Here is a 19,984-nt window from a genome sequence, read left to right on the forward strand (position 1 = left end):
CACATGTCGCCGCAGAGCAACACACCCAGCCCGCAACAGACGCTTCTGGTCTTGCGCATCATCTGGGGCGCGATGCTCATGGGCATTCTCGTCTTCGCGTTCGCTGCGATCGCACTGGCGATGAACGAAAACGCCGCCAAACCGGCGATGGACGAAGCGACGACCAATCTGCTTTTCTACATCTCGATCGGTCTCGTCGTCGTGCTCATTCCGTTGGCGATGTTCATGCGCGGGCAGATTCACAAGAGCGGCTGGGTCGGCGATGTCGTGACCCCGTCCAAATACGCCGCCGGCAACATCATCGCGTTCGCCCTGTGCGAAGGCCCCGCCTTTTTCTCGTTGATCGTCGTGCTCCTCACGCACTCGATCGTGCCGCAGATCGTGCCCGGCGGCGTGGCGGTGCTGTTTCTGATCCTCATGTTTCCCAACGGCCGGGCGATGTTCGCGCCGGCCGATGCGTCCCTTGTCTCGCGAACCGAAAGGAGTGCTGAACATGATCCCGTCACCGAACGCTGACGCCCCCATGAGCGCCTCCGCCGCGCTGCGGAGAGCCATGCTCACGTGGTTCGTCCTCGTTATGATCGTCGCCTGCGCCCTGAGTCTGACGCTCGTGCAGCTCACCGCCGCCTCGACCGCGTCGGGCGCCGAAGCCGGGACGCAGCACGTCGACGGCTGGTTCGTCCTCTCGATGATCATGCTCGGCCTGCTCACGCCCGCGTGCATCGTCTCGCACTGGATGCTCTTCCGCCATTACTGGAAAGACGGCATCGTGCAGCCGCACGGATACCTCAAGGCGTCGGTCGTCCTCTGGACCGGGCTGTCAGTGGCGTGCATCGTCGTGTGCATCGGGGCGGTCATGCGCAATGTGTTCATGCCCGACCTGCTCCTGGCCGTGCCCGAATTCGCACTGCTGGTGCTCAGTTGGCCCAACGGATGGGCCATGACGCACCCGGTTCCGCGCGAGTTTGAAGACGATCAGGAGATCCTGCATCTGCAGGGCGTCTGATGCATGACTGACGTCCGCTTCACCGTCGCCACCGCCCCCGCCCCCGGAGCCATCGGCCTCATCGAACTCCGCGGCTCGGGCGTCGGCGACGTCGTGTCGCGCCTGACCGGCTCCGCGCTCACCGATCGCGCCCGACTCGCCGACTTCGCCGGCATCGACGAAGGCCTCGTCGTCCCGCTCCGCCCCGATGTCTGCCAGCTCATGCCCCACGCCGGCCCGCGCGTCATGCAGCGCCTCGCCGATCAACTCATCGCCCTTGGCGCTTCGCCCGACACCGATGCCTCCCCGCGCGATCTGTACCCCGAAGCCGCCAGCGACTTCGACGCCGACCTATTGCACGCCCTCGCTTTCGCCGCCTCTCCCGCCGCCATCGACCTGCTCCTGGATCAACCCCGCCGCTGGCGCACCCACCTCGCCTCACCGTTGAGCGACGCCGCCAGCGGCGTGCTTTCCTCCTCCCCCCTCGACCATCTCTTAAAACCGCCGACCGTCGTCCTCATCGGTCCCCCCAACGTCGGCAAATCGACATTGAGCAATCTCGTGCTCGGCCGCGCCATGAGTCTGACCGCCGACCTGCCCGGCACGACGCGCGACTGGGTCGCCGCCCTCGCGCAGTTGCCCACGCCGATCGGCGAAGTCGCCGTCCGATGGTTCGACACGCCGGGCTTGCGCGACAGCGATGACCCGATCGAGCAGCGCGCCATCGCGCTGGCCCGCCGCCTGATCGCCTCCGCCGATGTGCTTATCGCTCTGACCGAACCGTCGGTCGCTTTTCCGCCCGCCGAAGCGCTGCCGCGGACGCCCGACCTGTTCGTGCTCAACAAGTCCGATCTTTCGACAGCCCCGCCGCCGCCGGATGTGCTGCCCGTCAGCGCCTTGAAAAACGAAGGCCTGCCCGCGCTTTCCGCCGCGATCGCCCGCGTGCTGGGTCTTGAAGACGTCGGGTCCGACGCGCCGTGGGCCTTCTCGCCGCCGCTGCGACAACGGGTCCAAACCGGCGACGTGCCGGGCCTGCGGGCGTACATGCGGGAAGCCCGATAAATTTTCCATTTTCCATTTTTCAGTTGCCATTTTCCATTGCCCAACCGCGCGTGACGGCCCCTCGCTCCGTCAATGGAAAATGGAAAATGACCATTGGAAAATGGAAAATATTCCCCGTCCCGCCCCGCGTTGCCGCCTCTTGTTGAGCGGGCTAAACTATGGGCTCTGATGACTGGACGCGATTCCATCTTTCTGATTGCCGTGCTTGCGGCGACGCTGGCCGGTTGCGACCGCAGCGCCAACACCGCCGGGCGCGATCCGACCGATCCCAACGCCCCGATCGCCAACATTCCGCTCATCGCCCAGCCCAACCCGCCCCTCGCCGACCTGCCCGTGCCGGTCGGATTCTGGATGCTCGAAAAGCTCAGCCGGGCGTACGAGGCCAACGGCGTGCGCTTCGTCGATCACATGTACCGCGGCAATGACGACAAGCTCGACGTCGAGCGGTTCTACCGCATGCAGATGCCTCTGAAGGGCTGGGTCTTTCGCGACACGGCGATGGTGCGCGGCATGACCGAGATGCACTTCGATCGCGGCAAGGAAATGTGCACCATCGACATCACCGGCTTCGTGCAGGCCATCGGCGGGCCGCTTTCGACCGTGCATGTCGTCATCGCGCCCGTCGGCGCGACGACGACCGGTCCGGCGACCGTGCCGATGACGCCCCTCTCGCCCGCCGCCAAACCTTAACCATTCACTGAACTGTCATCCATGGATTCTCAAGAACGTCAAGAACTCAAACAGAACGAACTGGAAGAATTTCTCCTGCATTTCAAGGAGTGGTTCTCCAAGCACTTCGCCAACACGCTGCTGATCATCCTGCTGATCATCGCCGGCGTGATGTTCGCCCGCTGGTACTCCGGCCGGGAGAAACGCGCCTTGGAAACCGCCTACGGCGAACTGGCCAATGCGCCCGATCCGTTCGGCAAGATCGAAGTGGCGACGCGCTACGAGTCGCTGCCGGGTTTCGCCGGCGTGGCCCGGCTCGACGCCGCCGACATGCTGCTGCAACAGGCGCTGGGTCTGACCGGCGACACGGCCACCGCGGCGCCGAACGCCGATGAGAAAAAGCGCTATCTCGAGCAGGCGCAGAAGCAGTATCAACTCGTCATCGACTCCAGCAAGTCCGCCATTCAGGTCTTCAACGCCCGGTTCGGCCTCGCGGCCGTGAGTGAAACGCTCGGCGATTTCGACAAGGCGCGCCAGCAGTATCAGCAGGTCGAAAAGGACGCGGGCGAGACTTGGCCGGTCTATGGGGCGCAGGCCAAACAGATGCTCGCGGACATGGACGACATCAAGTCGCCCGTCTCGTTCCCCCCGGCTCCCAAGGCGCCGCCCGCGCCCGCCGCGTCGACCGGGCCGTCGACCCTGCCCGGCCTGCCCGGCGGACTCATCGACAGTCTGACGAAGCCCGACGCCGTCGTGCCGCCGCCCGCCCCGGTGACCCCGGAAGCGCCCCCGGTCGCGCCGCCGGCGGAAAAGCCCGCTGCGCCGGCGACGGACAAGCCCGCCGAGACGCCCGCCAAGTAAGCGCCGCTGATGGAGCCGATCCGATTCCGCGCACGTCGTGCGCCGGCGGCTCGTCCCGCGATCCACCATGTCCGACGAAACCGATCCCATCGAGCGCGATATCGACTGCCTCGACGAGGGCAGCGCCCTGGAGGAATCCGATGGCGCGCAGCATCGCCGATTCATCCTCCAGCGCGACATCAAGCGCCGACTCGATCGCTACCTGACTTCCCGCCTGCCGGGCCTCTCGCGCTCCCGGCTCCAGAAGCTCATCAACGAAGGGGCCGTCTCCGTCAATGGCGCGCAGCCCAAAGCGTCGACCATCGTCCGCAATGGCGATGTCATCGACTTCATCGTTCCGCCGCCGACGCTCAAGCGCATCCCCGCCGAGGACATTCCGCTCGATGTGCTTTACGAAGATGACCAGCTCATCGTCGTCAACAAGCAGCCGAATCTGATCGTGCATCCGGCGCGGTCGAACCTCAGCGGGACGCTGGTCAACGCGCTGGCGTGGCACTTCCGCGATGTCGAGCACAACGGACTGGAGGCGCTCTCGAAAGTCGGCGTGGAGGAGTTCCGACCCGGCATCGTGCATCGGCTCGACAAGGACACGACCGGCGCGATCGTGATGGCCAAGACGGATGAGGCCCATTGGCGCATCGCCAAGCAGTTCGAGAACCGCACGGTGCAGAAGTATTACCTGGCGGTGGTGCATGGCGAGATGACGCCGCCGGGCGACGTGATCGATCAGCCGATCGGCAAGCATCCCAACGTCACCGAGGCGTACGCCGTCCGCAACGACGAGTCGGGCCGGCCGAGCGTGACGATCTATCGCGTGCGGGAGGTTTTCGACGGGTATTCGCTGGTGGAACTGGAGCTGAAGACGGGACGGACGCATCAGATTCGCGTGCATCTGACGTGGCTCGGCTTCCCGATCGTCAGCGACATCATCTACGGCGGGGAGCCGGTGGGCATGGCGGAACTGATCGCCCCGCCGCGCGCCGCCGGGGCGCAGCCGATGCTCACGTTCGCGCGGCAGAAGCACGAAGGCGTCAAAATCTGGGACCGCATGGCCCAGCGCGACGATCTGATCATCGAGCGGCCGGCCCTGCACGCCTCGGTCCTCCAGTTCGCGCACCCGACGACCGGCAAGACCATGACCTTCACCGCGCCGCTGTACCCGGACATGGCCAAGCTTATCCGCACGCTGCGCGACAAGCGCCCCAAATCCGGGCCCCTCAAAGCCGAAGGCGCCGGCGTCGATCTGGACAAAGTATTACCCCACGTTTAGCGGCGGGGCATCGCCCCGCGCTACGATGCGTCATGGCCGACTGCTGCCATCATCATCACGACCACGATCATGATCACGTCAAGCGTCCGCCCGCCGACGCGCATGACACGCGGATGTACACGTGTCCGATGCATCCGGAGGTGCGGCAGGCGGGTCCCGGCGACTGCCCCAAATGCGGCATGGCCTTGGAGCCGATGCAGGTCAGCGCCGACGACCAACCCGACCCCGAACTCGTCACGATGTCGCGCCGGTTTTATGTGTGTGCGCCGCTGGCGTTGATCGTGATGGGGCTGTCGATGGGGGGGATGATTCCGGGCGTGCATTTGGAGCCGTGGGGCAAGTGGGTCGAGGCGGTGCTGGCGAGCGTGGTGGTGATCTGGGGCGGCTGGCCGTTCTTTTTGCGCGGCGGGCGGTCGATCATCACGATGCAACTGAACATGTTCACGCTGATCGCCATCGGCACAGGCGTGGCGTGGGTGTACAGTCTCGCGGCGCTGCTGGCGCCGGGCGTTTTTCCCGAGACTTTCCGCGATGAGCACGGCTCGGTGGCGCTGTACTTCGAGGCGGCGGCGGTGATCATCGCGCTGGTGCAGCTTGGGCAGGTGCTCGAAGGCAAGGCGCGGAGCCGCACGAGTCACGCCCTGCGCGAGCTGCTTGAACTGGCCCCGCGGACCGCCCGGCGGATTGACGACGACGGCGGCGAAAGCGAAGTGCCGCTCGACGAAATCGAAGTGGGCGATCGCCTGCGCGTCCGCCCCGGCGAGAAGGTGCCCATCGACGGTAAGATCACCGACGGCAAAAGCACGATCGACGAATCGATGATCACCGGCGAGTCGATGCCGGTCGGCAAATCGACCGGCGACGAAGTCACCGGCGGGACCGTCAATCAATCCGGCGGATTCATCATGGAGGCGACGCGCATCGGGGGCGACACGCTGCTGTCGCGCATCGTTGAGATGGTCGCCGCGGCGCAGCGGAGTCGGGCGCCGATTCAGCGCCTCGCCGACGTGGTGGCGGGGTATTTCGTGCCGGCGGTCGTGGCGGCGGCGGTGCTGACGTTCGTCATCTGGGCGATCTTCGGCCCGGAGCCGCGCATGGCGCATGCGGTCATCAGCGCGGTGTCGGTGTTGATCATCGCCTGTCCGTGCGCGCTGGGGCTTGCGACGCCGATGTCGATCATGGTCGGCGCCGGGCGGGGGGCGCAGGCGGGCGTGCTCATCCGTGATGCCGAGGCGCTGGAAACCATGGAGAAAGTCGACACGATCGTCGTCGACAAAACCGGCACGCTCACCGAGGGCAAGCCGCGCGTGCAGTCGATTGCGACGCTCAACGGGATGGGCGATGAAGAGCTTTTGCGGCTGGCGGCGAGCTTGGAGCGGGCGAGCGAGCATCCGCTTGGCGCGGCGATCGTTCAATACGCGGGCGAGCGCGATCTGAAGCTGGTCGACGCCGGCGACTTCGAGTCGGTGACGGGGCAGGGCGTGCGCGGGCGTGTGGACGGGCATGACGTGGCGATCGGGAACGCGAAGCTGATGGAGGCAGTCGGGCTTGACGTCGGGCCGCTCAGCGAGCGCGCCAGGGAGCCACAGTCCAAGGGCCAGACCGTGATGTTCATCGCCGTCGACGGCGCAGCGGCGGGGCTCGTCGGCGTGGCGGACCCGATCAAGCAGACGACGCCCGAGGCGATCGAGGCGCTGCACGACGAAGGCGTGAAGATCGTGATGCTGACCGGCGATCACCGCGCGACGGCCGAGGCGGTCGCGCGCGAACTGGGCATCGATGATGTCCAGGCGGACGTGCTGCCGGATCAGAAGCAGGCGGCGATCACAAAGCTGCGCGAGGCGGGTCGGATCGTGGCGATGACCGGCGACGGGGTCAATGACGCCCCCGCGCTGGTGGCGGCGCATGTCGGCATCGCGATGGGCACGGGGACCGATGTGGCCATGGAGTCGGCGGGATTGACGCTGGTCAAGGGCGATTTGCGCGGGCTCGTCCGCGCCCGGCGGCTCAGCGAAGCGACGATGAAGAACATCCGCCAGAATCTCTGGTTCGCCTTCGCCTACAACGCGCTGGGCGTGCCGCTCGCGGCGGGTGCCTTGTACCCACTGTTCGGTTGGCTCTTGAGCCCGATGATCGCGGCGGCGGCGATGACTTTTTCGAGCGTGTCGGTGATCACCAATGCGCTGCGCCTGCGGCGCGCGAAGTTGTAAACGTCGGATTCAGTGTGCGACCGCTTCGCTGCCGATGCGCGCTTCGGTCGTCGGCCGCAGGATCAGCCCGCGCAGCGGGGGAATCGCCAGGAAAATCAGCACGGCGGCACACGCGATGGCCAGCCACTGCGGCGTCATCTCGTGCGTATGCCCGACCTGCGCGGCGATATGCATGTCCCAACTGCGGGCGATCAGATTCGTCGCGAACCCGAAGGCGAGCGCGCCGAGGATGACGCCGGCGAGGTAACCGGCGATCGTCCGCGTGCCCAGCTCTTTTCGGAGGACCATGATGGAGCCGATGTTCGTGGCGGGGCCGGCGAGGAGGAAGACGAGGACCGCGCCGGGGCTCACGCCGGCGAGGAGGAGCGAGCCGGCGACGGGCGTGGAGGCGGTGGCGCAGATGTACATGGGCAGGCCGACGATGAGCATGACGAACATGCCCGTCCACCCCGCGCCCCACTCGGCGAGGAACGACTCGGGGACGAACGCCCGGATCGCCGCCGCCGCGACGAGTCCGATGACGAGCCAGAGACTGATGTCGTCGATGATGCGCGTCATGGCGTAGTGCAGCCCGGCGACGACGCGCTTGGGCCAGGCCGGTTTTGCCGGCGTCTCGTTCGCCTCATGCGAGCAACACGACTTGACCGGCTCCGCCGGCGCCTTTTCATGCGAACAGCAACACGATGAAGCCGCCTGCGGCTGGGCCTCTTCCTTCTTCTCCCGCACCCCGACCGCCTCCGCCAGCACGCCCGCCAGAATCGCCGAGGCGAGCCCCGCGATCGGGCGGACGATCATCATGAACGGCCCGAGCAGGGCGTAACTCATGGCGATCGAGTCGGCGCCGTTCTCGGGCGTGGCGACAAGAAACGACACGGTCGCGCCCTTCGATGCGCCGGAGCGGTGCAGGCCCATCGCCGCCGGCAGCACGCCGCAGGAGCACAAGGGCAGCGGCGTCCCGATGAACGCCGCGCGGACGATCGAACCGATCCCGCGCCCGCCCAGCCAGCGGGTCATCCAATCCGTCGGCACCAGCGCCTTGATGAGCCCCGCCGCGATCAGACCAATCAACAGCCACGGCGCCGCTTCGAGCACGACGTCCCAAAGATTCGTCGCGAAATTCGTGATGAGGTCGGTGATGTTCATCCTTTCTTAGATGCGCGCCGATTCGTCAGCGGTACGGCCGGGCGTCGGAAACATCATAGCGGCGTCAATTCATCGATCGTCAACGATTCATCGTTGGCGACTTGCCCGCCGAATCGTTACCATCACGCGGCAGTCGGGCCTTTACGGATGCACGCACGATGAGCGATTCGGTCGCACGCGAACTTGAGAAGATGCCTCAAAAGCCGGTGATCGTCGCGTCGCACCGGCGTTCCGGCACGCATCTGACGATCGATCTGCTCCGCCGGCAGTTCGATGCGTGCGACAGTTGGAGCTGGCCATGGGAGCGGCCCACAGCCCTGTACCTCAATCTCGATCTGCTCTTTGAAGGCGGCCACGCGCCGACGCCGGCGAAGGACCGCTGGGCGATGAACGTGCTCGCCCGCGTGCCGCGCCCGATCATCAAGACGCATCTGACGTTCGAGGAAATGCCCGCCGGCCCGTGGCTCGACTGGCTCCGGGAACGCAGCACGCTCCTGTATGTCACGCGCGACGGGCGCGATGTGATGTGCTCGCTGCACTTGTACATGCAGAGCTTCGACGCTCGGGCGCGCGTGGACATGTCGACGTTCCTGCGCACGGAGTTCCGCGGCATGTCGCCGGCGAAGTATTGGGCGCATCATGTGGCGCTGTGGCGGGCGATCCCCGGCGTGCATGTGCAGCAGTTCGAGTCCATCACGAAAAAGACGCCCGAGGCACTGACGGCGCTGGGTGAGGCGCTGGGGCTGACGCCGCGGAATGTGCAGCCGCTGCTCCCGGCGAAGGGCGGGGGCACATGGCAGATGCGCCTGGAGCGCATGTTCTCCACGCGTCCCGGCAGCTCGGCGATTCTCGGGCGCTATCAGGGCAAGTCGCCGCTGAAGTGGCGGGAGGCGATGAGCGAAGCCGACCGCGCCCTGTTCTGCGAACAAGCGGGGCGCACGCTCATCGAGCTCGGCTACGAGAAGGACGACCGTTGGGTCACGGCGGGGAAGTAAGCGCCTTCACCTCCCCCGCCGGGAGAGAGAGTCAGACCGCGACGCTCACGCGGTCGGCGGTTTCCTCGAACAGGTGATGCGCCGGGGTGATGAGTCGCATGCGGATGCCGTGGCGGAGTTCGCCGTAGTAGTTGGGCAGGAAGCGGTGGTCGACGTAGCCCAAGCTTTTGTAGAGCCGGATCGCCGGGGCGTTGTCGTGACGGACTTCCAGGTACATGCGTTCGATGCCCGTGTCGCGCAGGGCGTTCATCACGGCGGTGATGAGCCGCTTGCCGATGCCCCGGCCCTGCATGGTGGGCGAGACGGCGACGGCGTACACGCGGCCGGAGCGCCAATGACGATGCTGACGCACGAGCGCGACGCACCATCCGACGATGCGCCCCTCGCACTCGGCGAGGCGCACATGCGCCCGCGGATTGCCGATGACGTAGCGCACCTGCCGGCGGGTGAACGTCTCGTCCTCCGACTCGAAGCACGCCTGCTCAAGCTCGAAGATCGCCGCGGCGTCGGACGGGGTCGCATCGCGCAAGGTCACCTGCGGCGCGGTGTTTTCGATCGCGCCGGTCATGGTGTGCATCGGGTTGGCGAGGGGGATGTCGTAACGGTTGATCGGGCCGACCACGACGGGGCGGGCGAGCGTGACGATGTGCTTGTTGATGAGGCGGGTCGGGCGATAGCTGCTCTTGGTGAAGCGCAAGCTGGGGATGCCCCAGTCGTCGCCGACGTTGCACTCGGGCAGGTCCGCCCATTTTTGTCGGCAGAATTCGCTGAAAATGTACTGGGCGGACCCGTAGAAATCAGGGTGGGTCTTTTCGATGACGATCGACGCCTGCGTCGGGCTCAGTTGCTCGCCGAGCGTGAAGCCCACGAGCTTGTCGCCGACGAACAGACTCATGCCCGTCAGGTTCAGCTCCTTCCAGTAGCGCAGGGCGTTCTGACATGCGTGCGTGTCGCGCTCGCGCAGCACGTCGGAGCCGAGGTGGTCTTCGTTGACTTCGCCGGTGTGGCTGGCGTCGCCGACGCGTTGCCAGAGCGTCAGCAGATCGTCCGCCGCCGCGACATGGTCATCGCAAAAGTCAGCGGTGCGGAAGTCGGGATAGTCGCGCATGAATTTGGAGCGGCTGTGGCGTTTGCTCTTGAGCGACTTGCCGTCGAGCTCGATCATCTTGCGCATGTCATACACGTAGTCGCCGGAGAAGGGCGACACGGACAGGTTCAGGCCGCCGGCGGCGCTGAGCCGCTCGATCAGCTCGTCCGACACATACTCGATGCGCGAGCGTGACCGGTCGGCGTAGCGGTCGTTGTAGGCGTCCATCTTCTCAAAGCAGTCCCGCACCGCATCGCGCAGGTCCGCATCGGTCGCGCCCGGTTCGGGCAGCGGGGGCAGCAATAGCGTCAGGTCGCCGGTCCCGTTGGCGAAGACGCAGGTGTGCCGATGCAGGCGCGCCCAGTAAAGCTTCAGCGCCCCGCCCCACATGAACGTGTTGGCGAAGGTATAGTCGCTGACGGGTTGCTTGAGCGCCGCGAAGATCGAATCGAAGTGGGATTTGTCGGTCAGTTCAATGTGGGGCAGACCGACGTGTCGCCCGCCAGGGTCATCGTTCATGGTTGGCGTGACTCTTGATCACGCCTCCGAACCCGCGAAGGGGTTTACGGTCGAGGCGAAGTTGTGATGGGCCTGAACGTTCGGCCGCACAACCCGGTAAAGCCCAACCGATTTGGTTATATGTTTATCGTCGGGTTTCGGAAAAGTCTAGAGAATCGGTCAAAATATTTTCAATTCTTCCCGAGGCCGCCCGCCCATCGGGCTTATCCGACCCGGACCGACCGGAGCGGCGAGGTTCCGCCGCCCCGGCCGGCCGTCGGGGTCGGGTCACGCGATCACCAGCGTCGGGTCGAGTTGGACCTGCTCGGCGAGGTTCCAGCGGTTGGGAGAGGTCTTCATCACCGTCCGGTGAATCCGCTGAAGCTGCTCGTCCGTGGCGTCGGCCTTGATGCGGACGGTGTACCGGAGCCGGTCATACCCGGGCGTCACCGGGGCGAGCCCCAGAAATCCGCGCAGGTCGATCTCGCCTTCGGTCTCGATCTCGAGGGACTCGAGCCGAATGCCCTCCAGCGTGCACAGGGCGGCGTAGCCGACGGTCATGCAGGAGTTGAGCGCGGCGAGCAGGGTCTCCTGCGGGTTGGGGGCGGTGTTCTTTCCGCCGAGGCCGACGGGTTCGTCGACGCGGATGACAAAGTCCTTGGGTTCGTCGGCGGAGCCGAGCGTGCAGTTGGCGACGTGCGTGGCGACGGTGGTCCCGCCGGTCCAGCGGGTGGTCACGCCCCAGACGGAACGGGCTTCGCGGACATCGCCCTTGATGCGTGCGACCAGATCGTGCACGTCCTGCGGATTGATGCCGTTGAGGTGTTGCCGGGCGGGGGTCATGGTCTGAGTCGGGGTCATGGGTAGCTCCTTGTGAAAGTTTGCGACTCTGATCGACTTAAGATAGGCGGGGATTTCTCGGGGAAAAGATGACCTTCGGTCAACCCCCCGGTTGACTTGTGGTCATCCCCGTCGCGGCTATGATTCGTCGTATGCCCGAAACCGCCACCGTCAAAACGGCTGCTCAACTGCTCGGCGTCGTCGAGATTCCCACGCAGGGGCGCGACCGGCTCGTCCACGTCGCGCTCGAACTTTTCTACCGCCACGGCATCAACCCCATCGGGCTCGACCGCATCCTGAACGAAGCGGGCGTGTCGAAGACGACGTTCTACAAGCATTTCGAGTCGAAGGACCAACTGGTGCTGGCGTGCCTGGAAATGAGCGCAGTGTGGGAGTCGGCGGCGTGGGGCGCGGCGGTGAAGCAGATCGCCGGCGATAATCCGCGCCGGCAACTGCTGGCGCTGGTCGATGTGCTGGACCGGTGGTTCAACGATCCGCAGTTCGGCGGGTGTCACTTCATCAACGCCGCCGCGGAGTTTCCCAATCCGCATGACCCCGTGCACCAGGTCGCCGCGCGGCACAAGCGACAGGCGCGCGACTGGTTCCGCTCGATGGCTCACGAGGCCGGCGCGCCGGACCCGGACACGTTCGCGGACACGTACACGATGCTCTTTGAAGGCATCCTCGTCCTGCGCCAGATCCACGACCGCACCGACGCCGCCCAACTCGGCCGCGCGGTGATTGAAAAATTGGTGGACGAGCAGATTCCCAAATAGCTCGATTGCCGGGGATTTCCAATGCGTCCTGCCACGCTGACACCATTGCTGCTGATCGCGGTCATGTGTTCGTTTCATGCCTCGGCTGCCGAGCCGGAGAAACTTCCGGACAACGCGGCGCTGAAGTATTATCAGGCGTTCATTGCGATGGAGGACCTCAATGAGGAAAGCAGGGCGGTGCTCCAGACACCGGCGTCCGAGCCATTGCCGCCAAATACTGGAACGGTTCTTAAAAGTTTTGAAAAGTCGTTGATGTTCATGCAGAAAGCGGCGGCGATAGAGCCGTGCGATTGGGGTTTGGATGAAAGCCCGGATGTCTTGCTGTCGCTGCCGCCGTTGTCGAAGGCCGTGACTTTAGGCAAGGTCGCGGGTTTACGAGCTCGTCTACGAATGCGCGACAGCGACACTCAGGGCGCGATAGACGATCTTCTCGCGACCATGAAGATGTCGCATCACATGGGCTCGCACCCGACGTTGCTTGAAGCGCTGATCGAATATTCGATCAGCTATACGGCGGAAGAGAACGCTGCCGCGTCGTTGTATCTCATGACGCCGGCGCAGCGAACTCAATTGGCGAACGGCGTGACGGCTCTGGCACCGTTCCACACGGTGGCTCGGGCGATGACTTACGAGAAGGCGCACTTCATCGGGTACTTTCAGCATGCCGTCGATGTCGGCCGCATCATTTTGCCCCCGGATTTTCCTGAGGATTTTCCAGATGCAAAAGAGTGGAGGGCGTTGATTGCCAAGCCTGCCGCGGCACATGTTGCGATTGATCGATTGGCCGCGTTTTATGATCGGAAGATTGAGGCGATGAATCAGCCGTATGAGCGGGCCATAGAGTTGCTCAAGGTTACCGAGCACGAGGTTGCGTCCGCGCAGGAACGGATCAGGCAGGATCCAGAGACGAATGTCGGCGACACGCTTTTAGCTCAGGAGCAGCATGAGGACAGTCGCGCCCTGATCCTTCAGGCCCGAGCGCAAATTCACCGAGCGATGCTACTTTCGGCGATTGCATACGCCAACGACGGCCCCGACGCGGCAGCGAGAATTTCAGACCCCGTTACCGGTAAGCCGTTCGCAATTGGTTCGCTCGCCGATCAATCTGGTTGGATCGAACTGAGCAGCCGTGTCACGCTTGATGACAAACCGATCACGCTGCGGGCGCACGTCCAATGACGGGTTCGTAAACTCCCTCTCCCTACGGGAGAGGACTGGGGTGAGGGTGGCTTCGAAGTCGCGCGCGCTTCGTGTCGAATGAAGTCAGTGATTGAGCGCCCCCTCACCCGGCCTTCGGCCGACCTCTCCCGGAGGGAGAGGTGTGGAGCGTCACGCCTCGTCGCGGTGGACCGTGTCGGGGCTGAAGGCGGGCAGGCAGATGGCGACGTACTGAGCGCCGTCGGGTTCGGGCGTGCTGTAGCGGACCCACTCGCCCGGTTCGGTGACGATCGCCTGACCGGGCCGCACTTCGATGACGCCGGCTTCGTGCTCGACTTTGAGCATGCCCGACAGCACCAGCGTGATTTCGGTGAACTGCGGGCGCTGGCCTGGCTCGACCCAACCGGCGGGGGAGGTCATCTTCGCCACGCTCGCGGCGCTGTCCCCGCTGTTGACCCGGCCGACGAATTCCTCGATGCGCTTGGGCTTGTTGCCAGCGGCGGCGATGACGGTGGGCTTTTCGATGAGTCGGGGCATTCGGCGCTCGATGAAAGAAACACGCCGCGAGCGGCGTCGCAAAACGGCTCTCCCCCCGATCCCTAACCCCCGATCCCCGATCCCTTCCTCACAACATCCCCGCCGACTTGGCGTACTCAAACACGCCGCCCGCAGCGATGATCGGCTGCACGTCGCCCAGTTCCTTGAGCTTGTACGACTTTTTCGTGGTGTGATCGGTCAGCGTGCAGTCGGCGAGGTTGATCTCCACGTCGTCGCCGGTCTTGATTTCGCTCACGAGCCGCTGCGTCGTTTCGCAGGGCACGAGGAACCCGCCGTTGACGCAGTTGCGGTAGAAGATGCGGGCGTAAAACTCGGCGACGACGGCTTTGCACCCGGCTTCGGCGAGTGCGAACGGAGCGTGCTCCCGGCTCGACCCGCAGCCGAAGTTCTTGCCGCCGATGATGATCTGGTATTCGGAGACGCTGTTGTCGCCGACCTGTTTGACGAAGGGGATGTTGCCATCGGGCAGTCCGCGCTGGCCGGCCGGGACGCCGATGTTGGCGTACTTGCCGTAGAGCTTGCGCTCGGTCGGGTCGGTCATGGAGTAGATCAGATGTTCGGCCGGGATGATCTGGTCGGTGTCGATGTCATCACCCAGGACGTACGCCTTGCCGCGGATGCTCGTCTGCATGGTCGAATCCTTCACGAAAATGCGATCAAGTCGCGTGAGAACGCCAGTATAGGCCGGCCCGCGGCGCCTCGCCAGACGGAACAACGTTCGGGCCTGCGGAGCCGAAAATAACAACAATTTTGCCGGGAAATGTTATAAATCGCGATGCGGCGATGTGATGGGCAAAATTTGACTTATTTTGCGTTTTTGTTACCATAGCTTGACTATGCCTTCTCGCACAACCAAACGTCAAAGCACATCTTCGACCTCCCGTGCGCGTTCCGTCGGCCCAGCCCGGCGGACCACCAAAAAGAAGGCCACCGGCGTCAAAACCGCCTCCGTCAAAGCCAAGTCCGCCGCCGCCGACGCCCCCAGCTCAGCCGCCGGCTCCGCCATCACCAATTACTCCACCGCCCTCCGCTGGCTCTACGACCATACCGACTACGAGCGCATGCGCCTCGTCCGATACAACACCACGACCTTCAATCTCAACCGCATGCACCGGCTTCTCAAAGCCCTCGGCAATCCCCACAAGTCCCTCAAGTTCGTCCACATCGCCGGCACCAAGGGCAAGGGTTCCACCGTCGCCATGCTCGCCAACATGCTTCAGGCCAGCGGCTACACCATCGGAACCTACACCAGCCCTCATCTCATCGACCTCCGCGAACGCATCGCCATCAATGGCCAGATGATCTCCCACAACGACCTCACCGAGCTCTTCAAGCTCGTCAAGTCCAAGGCCCGGCAGTTCGCCAATGATCCGCCGACCTTCTTCGAGATCATGACCGCCGTCGGCATCCGCCACTTCGCCGATCAGGCCGTCGATCTGGCCATTCTCGAAACCGGACTCGGCGGCCGACTCGACTCGACCAATGTGGTGACCCCGCTCATCTGCGGCATCACGCAGATCAGCATCGATCACACCAACATCCTCGGCAAGACCCTGACCGAAATCGCCTCCGAAAAAGCCGGGATCATCAAGAAGAACATCCCCATCGTCACCTGCGAGCAGACCCCCGCTGCGATGAAGGTCTTCAAGACCGCCGCCGAGGAAGTCGGCGCCCCGCTGATCGTGACCGGCAAGGACATCGAGTTTTCCTACCGCTTCGAGTCCAACCGCGAGCTCGGCCCGCACACGCGCGTCTGCCTCACCACGCCGACCGCCACTTATGACCACCTGCCCGTCCCCTTGAAGGGCGAGCATCAGGCGCTCAACTGCTCCATCGCCATCGCCATTCTCGACAAGCTGCGCGAAAAGGGCTTCAAGACCACCGATGAGAAAATCACCGCCGGTCTCGCCGCCACGCGCCTGCCCGGCCGCATGGAGCAGGTCTGGGAAGAGCCGCGCATTCTCCTGGACGGCGCCCACAACGCCGCCTCCATCGCCGCCCTCATCAAGTCCATCGGGGCCCACGTCCCGTACGATTCGCTGGTCATGATCTTCGGCTGCGGCGAAGACAAAGACATCCGCGGCATGCTCGAACAGATCAACCTCGGCGCCGACAAAGTCATCTTCACCCGCGCCAAGTCCAACCCCCGCGCCGTCGAACCCCGCGAACTCATGCAGCGCTTCAACGAAGTCTCCGGCAAAATGTCCCAGACCGCCAAGACACTCGAAGACGCCTTCAACCTCGCCGCCCGAGCCGTCGGCCGCGAAGACCTCATCTGCGTCACCGGCAGTTTCTACCTCGTCGGCGAAGCCAAAAAATACCTCGCCGAACTCGCCGCCAAACGCGGCAAAACCCCGACCGGCGCCTAAGTGGTCATATGGTGATGTGGCGAAGTGGTGATGTAAAACTTCGCCTCGTTTTTTTGCATCACCCCATCACCACTTCACCACATCACCCCATCTCGTCATATACTGTCCCCCCATGAGCATCTACGACCCCAAAGCCATCGAACAGCGCTGGCAATCCTACTGGCGCGATCATAAAACCTTCGCCGCCCCGCAGCCGGGCGCGAAAAACTTCGACCCCCGCCAGCCCAAGTATTACGTGCTGGACATGTTCCCCTATCCCTCCGGCGTGGGCCTGCACGTCGGTCATCCCCTCGGCTACATCGCCACCGACATCGTCGCGCGATACAAGCGCATGAAGGGCTTCGCCGTCCTGCACCCGATGGGCTTCGACGCCTTCGGCCTCCCCGCTGAGCAGTACGCCGTCGAGACCGGCGTCCACCCCCGCGAGACGACGAAAAAAAACATCGACAACATGCTCCGCCAGCTCAAGCGCCTCGGTCTGAGCTACGACTGGGACCGCTGCCTTTCGACGACGGATGTCGACTACTACCAGTGGACGCAGTGGATCTTCCTCAAGCTCTACAAAAGCTACTTCAACGAAGCCGACCAGCGGGCCGAGCCCATCGACGAACTCGTCGCGCGCCTTCAGTCCGGTGAGCTGGACGTGGACGTGACCGGCCGCATCATCGACGTCGGCGCCTCCGGCGCGATGGACACACTCGGCGGCCCCGCCATCGGGGCGCGCAAGTGGCACGAACTGTCCCCCGAAGAACAGGAGGACGTCCTCGCCGACTATCGCCTCGCCTACGTTGCCGAGGTCCCCGTCAACTGGTGCCCCGCATTAGGGACCGTCCTCGCCAATGAGGAAGTCACCAACGAAGGCCGCTCCGAACGCGGGAATCATCCGGTCTACAAGCGGCCCTTAAGACAATGGATGCTCCGCATCACCGCCTACGCCGAGCGCCTCGCCGGCGACCTCGAACTCGTCGACTGGCCCGAAGCCATCAAGAAGATGCAGCGCGACTGGATCGGCCGCTCCGAAGGCGCGCTGGTGGACTTCGAAATCGAACCAAGGCGGGGGGACTTAAGTCCCCCCGGCTCCCACGACACCATCCGCGTTTTCACCACACGCCCCGACACCCTGTTCGGCGCGACCTACATGGTTCTCGCCCCCGAGCATCCGCTCGTCGATGCGATCAGCACCGAGGAACAACACGCCGCCGTCGACGCCTACCGCAAAGCCGCCGCCGCCAAGACCGATGTCGATCGACAGGTCGAAACCAAAACCAAGACCGGCGTCTTCACCGGCTCATTCGCCGTCAACCCCGTCAATGGCGAACAGATTCCCATCTGGATCGCCGACTACGTCATGATGGGCTACGGCACCGGCGCGATCATGGCCGTCCCCGCTCACGACACGCGCGACTTCGATTTCGCCAAGGCGTTCAACCTGCCGATCCGAATCGTCATCGCCCCCGGCGGCGAGGCATCGAACGTCAACCCCGAGGAAGCGTTCACCGGCGACGGCGTCGCGGTCAACTCCGAAAACAGCGAAGTCTCGCTCAACGGTTTGTCGGTGAACGAAGCCAAGCATCGCATCACCAACTGGCTGCGCGGCAAGGGACTCGGCAAGGCGCAGGTGCAGTACAAACTGCGCGATTGGCTCTTTTCCCGTCAGCGCTACTGGGGCGAGCCGTTCCCGATTCTGCACGGGCCCAACGGCGAGATTCGCTGCGTGGATGAGGCGGATCTGCCGGTGGCCCTGCCGGAGATGGACGATTTTTCGCCCACGTCGAGCGACGATCCCAAAGCCCCGCCCGCGCCGCCGCTCAGCCGCGCGCCGGGCAAGTGGAAATACGTCGAGATCGACGGCGTGCGCTACACGCGCGAACTGAACACCATGCCCCAGTGGGCCGGCTCATGCTGGTACTACCTGCGCTTCATCGACCCCAGGAACGGTGACCGCTTCGTCGACGAGCGGGCCGAGGCGTACTACATGGAGCCCAACGGCGTTGACCTGTACGTCGGCGGGGCCGAACATGCCGTGCTGCATCTGCTCTACTCGCGCTTCTGGCACAAGGTGCTCAACGATCTGGGCTACGTCAGCACGCCCGAGCCGTTCGGCCGGCTCTTCAATCAGGGATATATTCAGGCCTACGCCTATCAGGACGAGCGCGGCATCCACGTCGAAGCCGACAAAGTCGAAGAGCGCGACGGCCAGTTCTTCTACGAAGGCAAACCCGTCACGCGCTCGCTGGGCAAGATGGGCAAATCGCTCAAGAACGCCGTCAGCCCCGATGAAATGTGCGATCAGTTCGGGGCCGACACGCTGCGGCTCTACGAGATGTACATGGGCCCCTTGGATCAGAGCAAGCCCTGGAACACGCGCGACATCGTCGGCGTCAACCGATTCATCAAACGCGTCTGGCGCAACTTCTACACCGAAGAAGGCAAGCTGCTCGTCACCGACGCCCCCGCCTCCGACAAGCTCACCCGGCTCACGCACAAGACCATCAAACGCGTCAGCGATGACATGGAGCGCCTCAGTTTCAACACCGCCATCGCCGCGCTCATCGAAATGAACAACGAACTCGTCGGCGAGCCGGCCTTGCCGCGCTCCGTCGCCGAACCCTTCGTATTGATGCTCGCGCCGCTCGCGCCGCACCTCGCGGAGGAACTCTGGGCCGCGCTGGGGCACAAGTCATCGCTCAGCGCCGAAGCGTGGCCGACCTATGACGAGGCGCTGCTCGTCGAGGATCAGGTCGAGCTCGTCGTGCAGATCCTCGGCAAGGTGCGCGGCCGCATCACCGTCCCCGCCAACGCCGACAACAAGGCCGTGGAAGTCGTCGCCCTGTCGGACGAAAAAATCGCCGCCCAACTCGGCGGCAAGACGGTCAAGAAAGTCATCGTCGTCCCGGGCAAACTGGTGAACATCGTCGCGAATTAAAGATCAAACCCCCTCTCCCGCCGGGAGAGGGCCGGGGTGAGGGCGGCCCCGAAGTCGAGCGCCCGCCGCATCGGACGAAGTCAGTCATTGGACTCGACATTGGTTCCAGACAACTTCCCCCCCCGTATCAGTCGAACAACGCCGCGCCTCGCCAACATCGCACCAACCCACCCCCCCCGAAGCCCACGCTTTCCAAGCGTGGGCCTCTTCCGCTTCTCAGAACGTGTGTGAGAAGGGGGCGTTTAACGAGCCGCGACCGTCAGGGAGCGGTCAAGGCGCCGCTCATTGTTACCTGTTTCGACCGCTCCCTGACGGTCGCGGCTCGTTGATCCATGGCCCTCTCACACGTGTTCTTAGTGATCCTTGTTGACCTTGATCGTCGTGCAGCCGCAGGACGTGGTGACGGACGAAATCGTGATCGGCGTCGTGCCGGCGTTGGTGAACTGAAACTTCCCCGTCGCCGACACGTCCGCCGGCGCGGCCTCGAGGCGCACTTCATGCTCCCGCCATTTGAGCTGCGCCTGTGCCGGCGCCGTCACACTGATCGCCGCCATCCATATCCCGGCGCCGCAAATCC

At 64.4% G+C, this 19,984-nt stretch carries 18 protein-coding genes; 12 read left to right on the top strand and 6 right to left on the bottom strand.

Annotated features, from left to right (window positions below; all coding sequences use genetic code 11):
• Positions 1-3 precede the first annotated feature (3 nt).
• The 7 genes from GC162_11695 (at position 4) to GC162_11725 (ending at position 7,057) form a co-directional block, all read left to right on the top strand.
• On the top strand, positions 4-516 hold the full coding sequence (locus tag GC162_11695; protein MBI1369301.1) for a hypothetical protein: 513 nt from the start codon (positions 4-6) through the stop codon (positions 514-516).
• On the top strand, positions 494-1,006 hold the full coding sequence (locus GC162_11700; protein MBI1369302.1) for a hypothetical protein: 513 nt from the start codon (positions 494-496) through the stop codon (positions 1,004-1,006). Before GC162_11695 ends, GC162_11700 begins: the two co-directional genes overlap by 23 nt.
• Positions 1,007-1,009: 3 nt before the next feature.
• Positions 1,010-2,047: a hypothetical protein gene (locus GC162_11705; protein ID MBI1369303.1), complete on the top strand. Its 1,038-nt coding sequence runs from the start codon at positions 1,010-1,012 to the stop codon at positions 2,045-2,047.
• Between the two features lie 168 nt (positions 2,048-2,215).
• Positions 2,216-2,737 (top strand): hypothetical protein, encoded by a 522-nt coding sequence (locus tag GC162_11710; GenBank protein MBI1369304.1) that lies wholly within the window; start codon positions 2,216-2,218, stop codon positions 2,735-2,737.
• A 21-nt stretch (positions 2,738-2,758) separates the two neighbouring features.
• Positions 2,759-3,577: a hypothetical protein gene (locus GC162_11715; GenBank protein ID MBI1369305.1), complete on the top strand. Its 819-nt coding sequence runs from the start codon at positions 2,759-2,761 to the stop codon at positions 3,575-3,577.
• A 67-nt stretch (positions 3,578-3,644) separates the two neighbouring features.
• Positions 3,645-4,847 (top strand): RluA family pseudouridine synthase, encoded by a 1,203-nt coding sequence (locus GC162_11720; GenBank protein ID MBI1369306.1) that lies wholly within the window; start codon positions 3,645-3,647, stop codon positions 4,845-4,847.
• 128 nt (positions 4,848-4,975) lie between these two features.
• Entirely contained in the window at positions 4,976-7,057 is a 2,082-nt protein-coding gene (locus tag GC162_11725; protein MBI1369307.1) for a heavy metal translocating P-type ATPase, read from the top strand.
• Positions 7,058-7,066: 9 nt separating this feature from the next.
• On the opposite strand, the gene GC162_11730 is transcribed toward GC162_11725, so the two are convergent.
• Positions 7,067-8,200 carry an SO_0444 family Cu/Zn efflux transporter gene (locus GC162_11730; protein ID MBI1369308.1) on the bottom strand — a complete coding sequence of 378 codons (1,134 nt, stop codon included), beginning with the start codon at positions 8,198-8,200 and terminating at the stop codon, positions 7,067-7,069.
• Between the two features lie 158 nt (positions 8,201-8,358).
• Here GC162_11730 and GC162_11735 point away from each other — a divergent pair, with 158 nt between their 5' ends.
• On the top strand, positions 8,359-9,195 hold the full coding sequence (locus GC162_11735) for a hypothetical protein (protein ID MBI1369309.1): 837 nt from the start codon (positions 8,359-8,361) through the stop codon (positions 9,193-9,195).
• 31 nt (positions 9,196-9,226) lie between these two features.
• On the opposite strand, the gene GC162_11740 is transcribed toward GC162_11735, so the two are convergent.
• Both GC162_11740 and GC162_11745 read right to left on the bottom strand, forming a co-directional pair.
• A complete protein-coding gene (locus tag GC162_11740; GenBank protein ID MBI1369310.1) occupies positions 9,227-10,801 on the bottom strand; it encodes a GNAT family N-acetyltransferase in 1,575 nt (524 codons plus the stop codon).
• A 267-nt stretch (positions 10,802-11,068) separates the two neighbouring features.
• Positions 11,069-11,623, bottom strand: a complete 555-nt coding sequence (locus GC162_11745) for an OsmC family peroxiredoxin (GenBank protein ID MBI1369311.1) — start codon at positions 11,621-11,623, stop codon at positions 11,069-11,071.
• 137 nt (positions 11,624-11,760) lie between these two features.
• On the opposite strand from GC162_11745, the gene GC162_11750 reads away from it, so the two are divergent.
• Entirely contained in the window at positions 11,761-12,396 is a 636-nt protein-coding gene (locus GC162_11750; protein MBI1369312.1) for a TetR family transcriptional regulator, read from the top strand.
• Between the two features lie 21 nt (positions 12,397-12,417).
• Complete coding sequence (locus tag GC162_11755) at positions 12,418-13,575, top strand: hypothetical protein (protein MBI1369313.1); 1,158 nt, start codon at positions 12,418-12,420, stop codon at positions 13,573-13,575.
• Between the two features lie 150 nt (positions 13,576-13,725).
• Here the strand turns inward: GC162_11755 and GC162_11760 are convergent, their stop codons facing one another.
• Together GC162_11760 and GC162_11765 are read right to left on the bottom strand one after the other, a co-directional pair.
• Positions 13,726-14,091, bottom strand: coding sequence for a cupin (locus GC162_11760; protein MBI1369314.1), 366 nt, complete (start codon positions 14,089-14,091; stop codon positions 13,726-13,728).
• 88 nt (positions 14,092-14,179) lie between these two features.
• Complete coding sequence (locus GC162_11765) at positions 14,180-14,743, bottom strand: 3-isopropylmalate dehydratase (protein MBI1369315.1); 564 nt, start codon at positions 14,741-14,743, stop codon at positions 14,180-14,182.
• Positions 14,744-14,948: 205 nt separating this feature from the next.
• Between GC162_11765 and GC162_11770 the strand changes: the two genes are divergently transcribed.
• Complete coding sequence (locus GC162_11770) at positions 14,949-16,481, top strand: bifunctional folylpolyglutamate synthase/dihydrofolate synthase (GenBank protein ID MBI1369316.1); 1,533 nt, start codon at positions 14,949-14,951, stop codon at positions 16,479-16,481.
• 112 nt (positions 16,482-16,593) lie between these two features.
• Positions 16,594-19,407 carry a leucine--tRNA ligase gene (locus GC162_11775; GenBank protein MBI1369317.1) on the top strand — a complete coding sequence of 938 codons (2,814 nt, stop codon included), beginning with the start codon at positions 16,594-16,596 and terminating at the stop codon, positions 19,405-19,407.
• A gap of 353 nt (positions 19,408-19,760) precedes the next feature.
• Here GC162_11775 and GC162_11780 read toward each other — a convergent pair.
• Positions 19,761-19,984: DUF1573 domain-containing protein (locus GC162_11780; protein ID MBI1369318.1), on the bottom strand; the 224-nt coding region annotated here is incomplete at its 5' end.

The organism is Planctomycetota bacterium (assembly GCA_016125255.1).
Lineage (GTDB): Bacteria > Planctomycetota > Phycisphaerae > Phycisphaerales > Zrk34 > RI-421.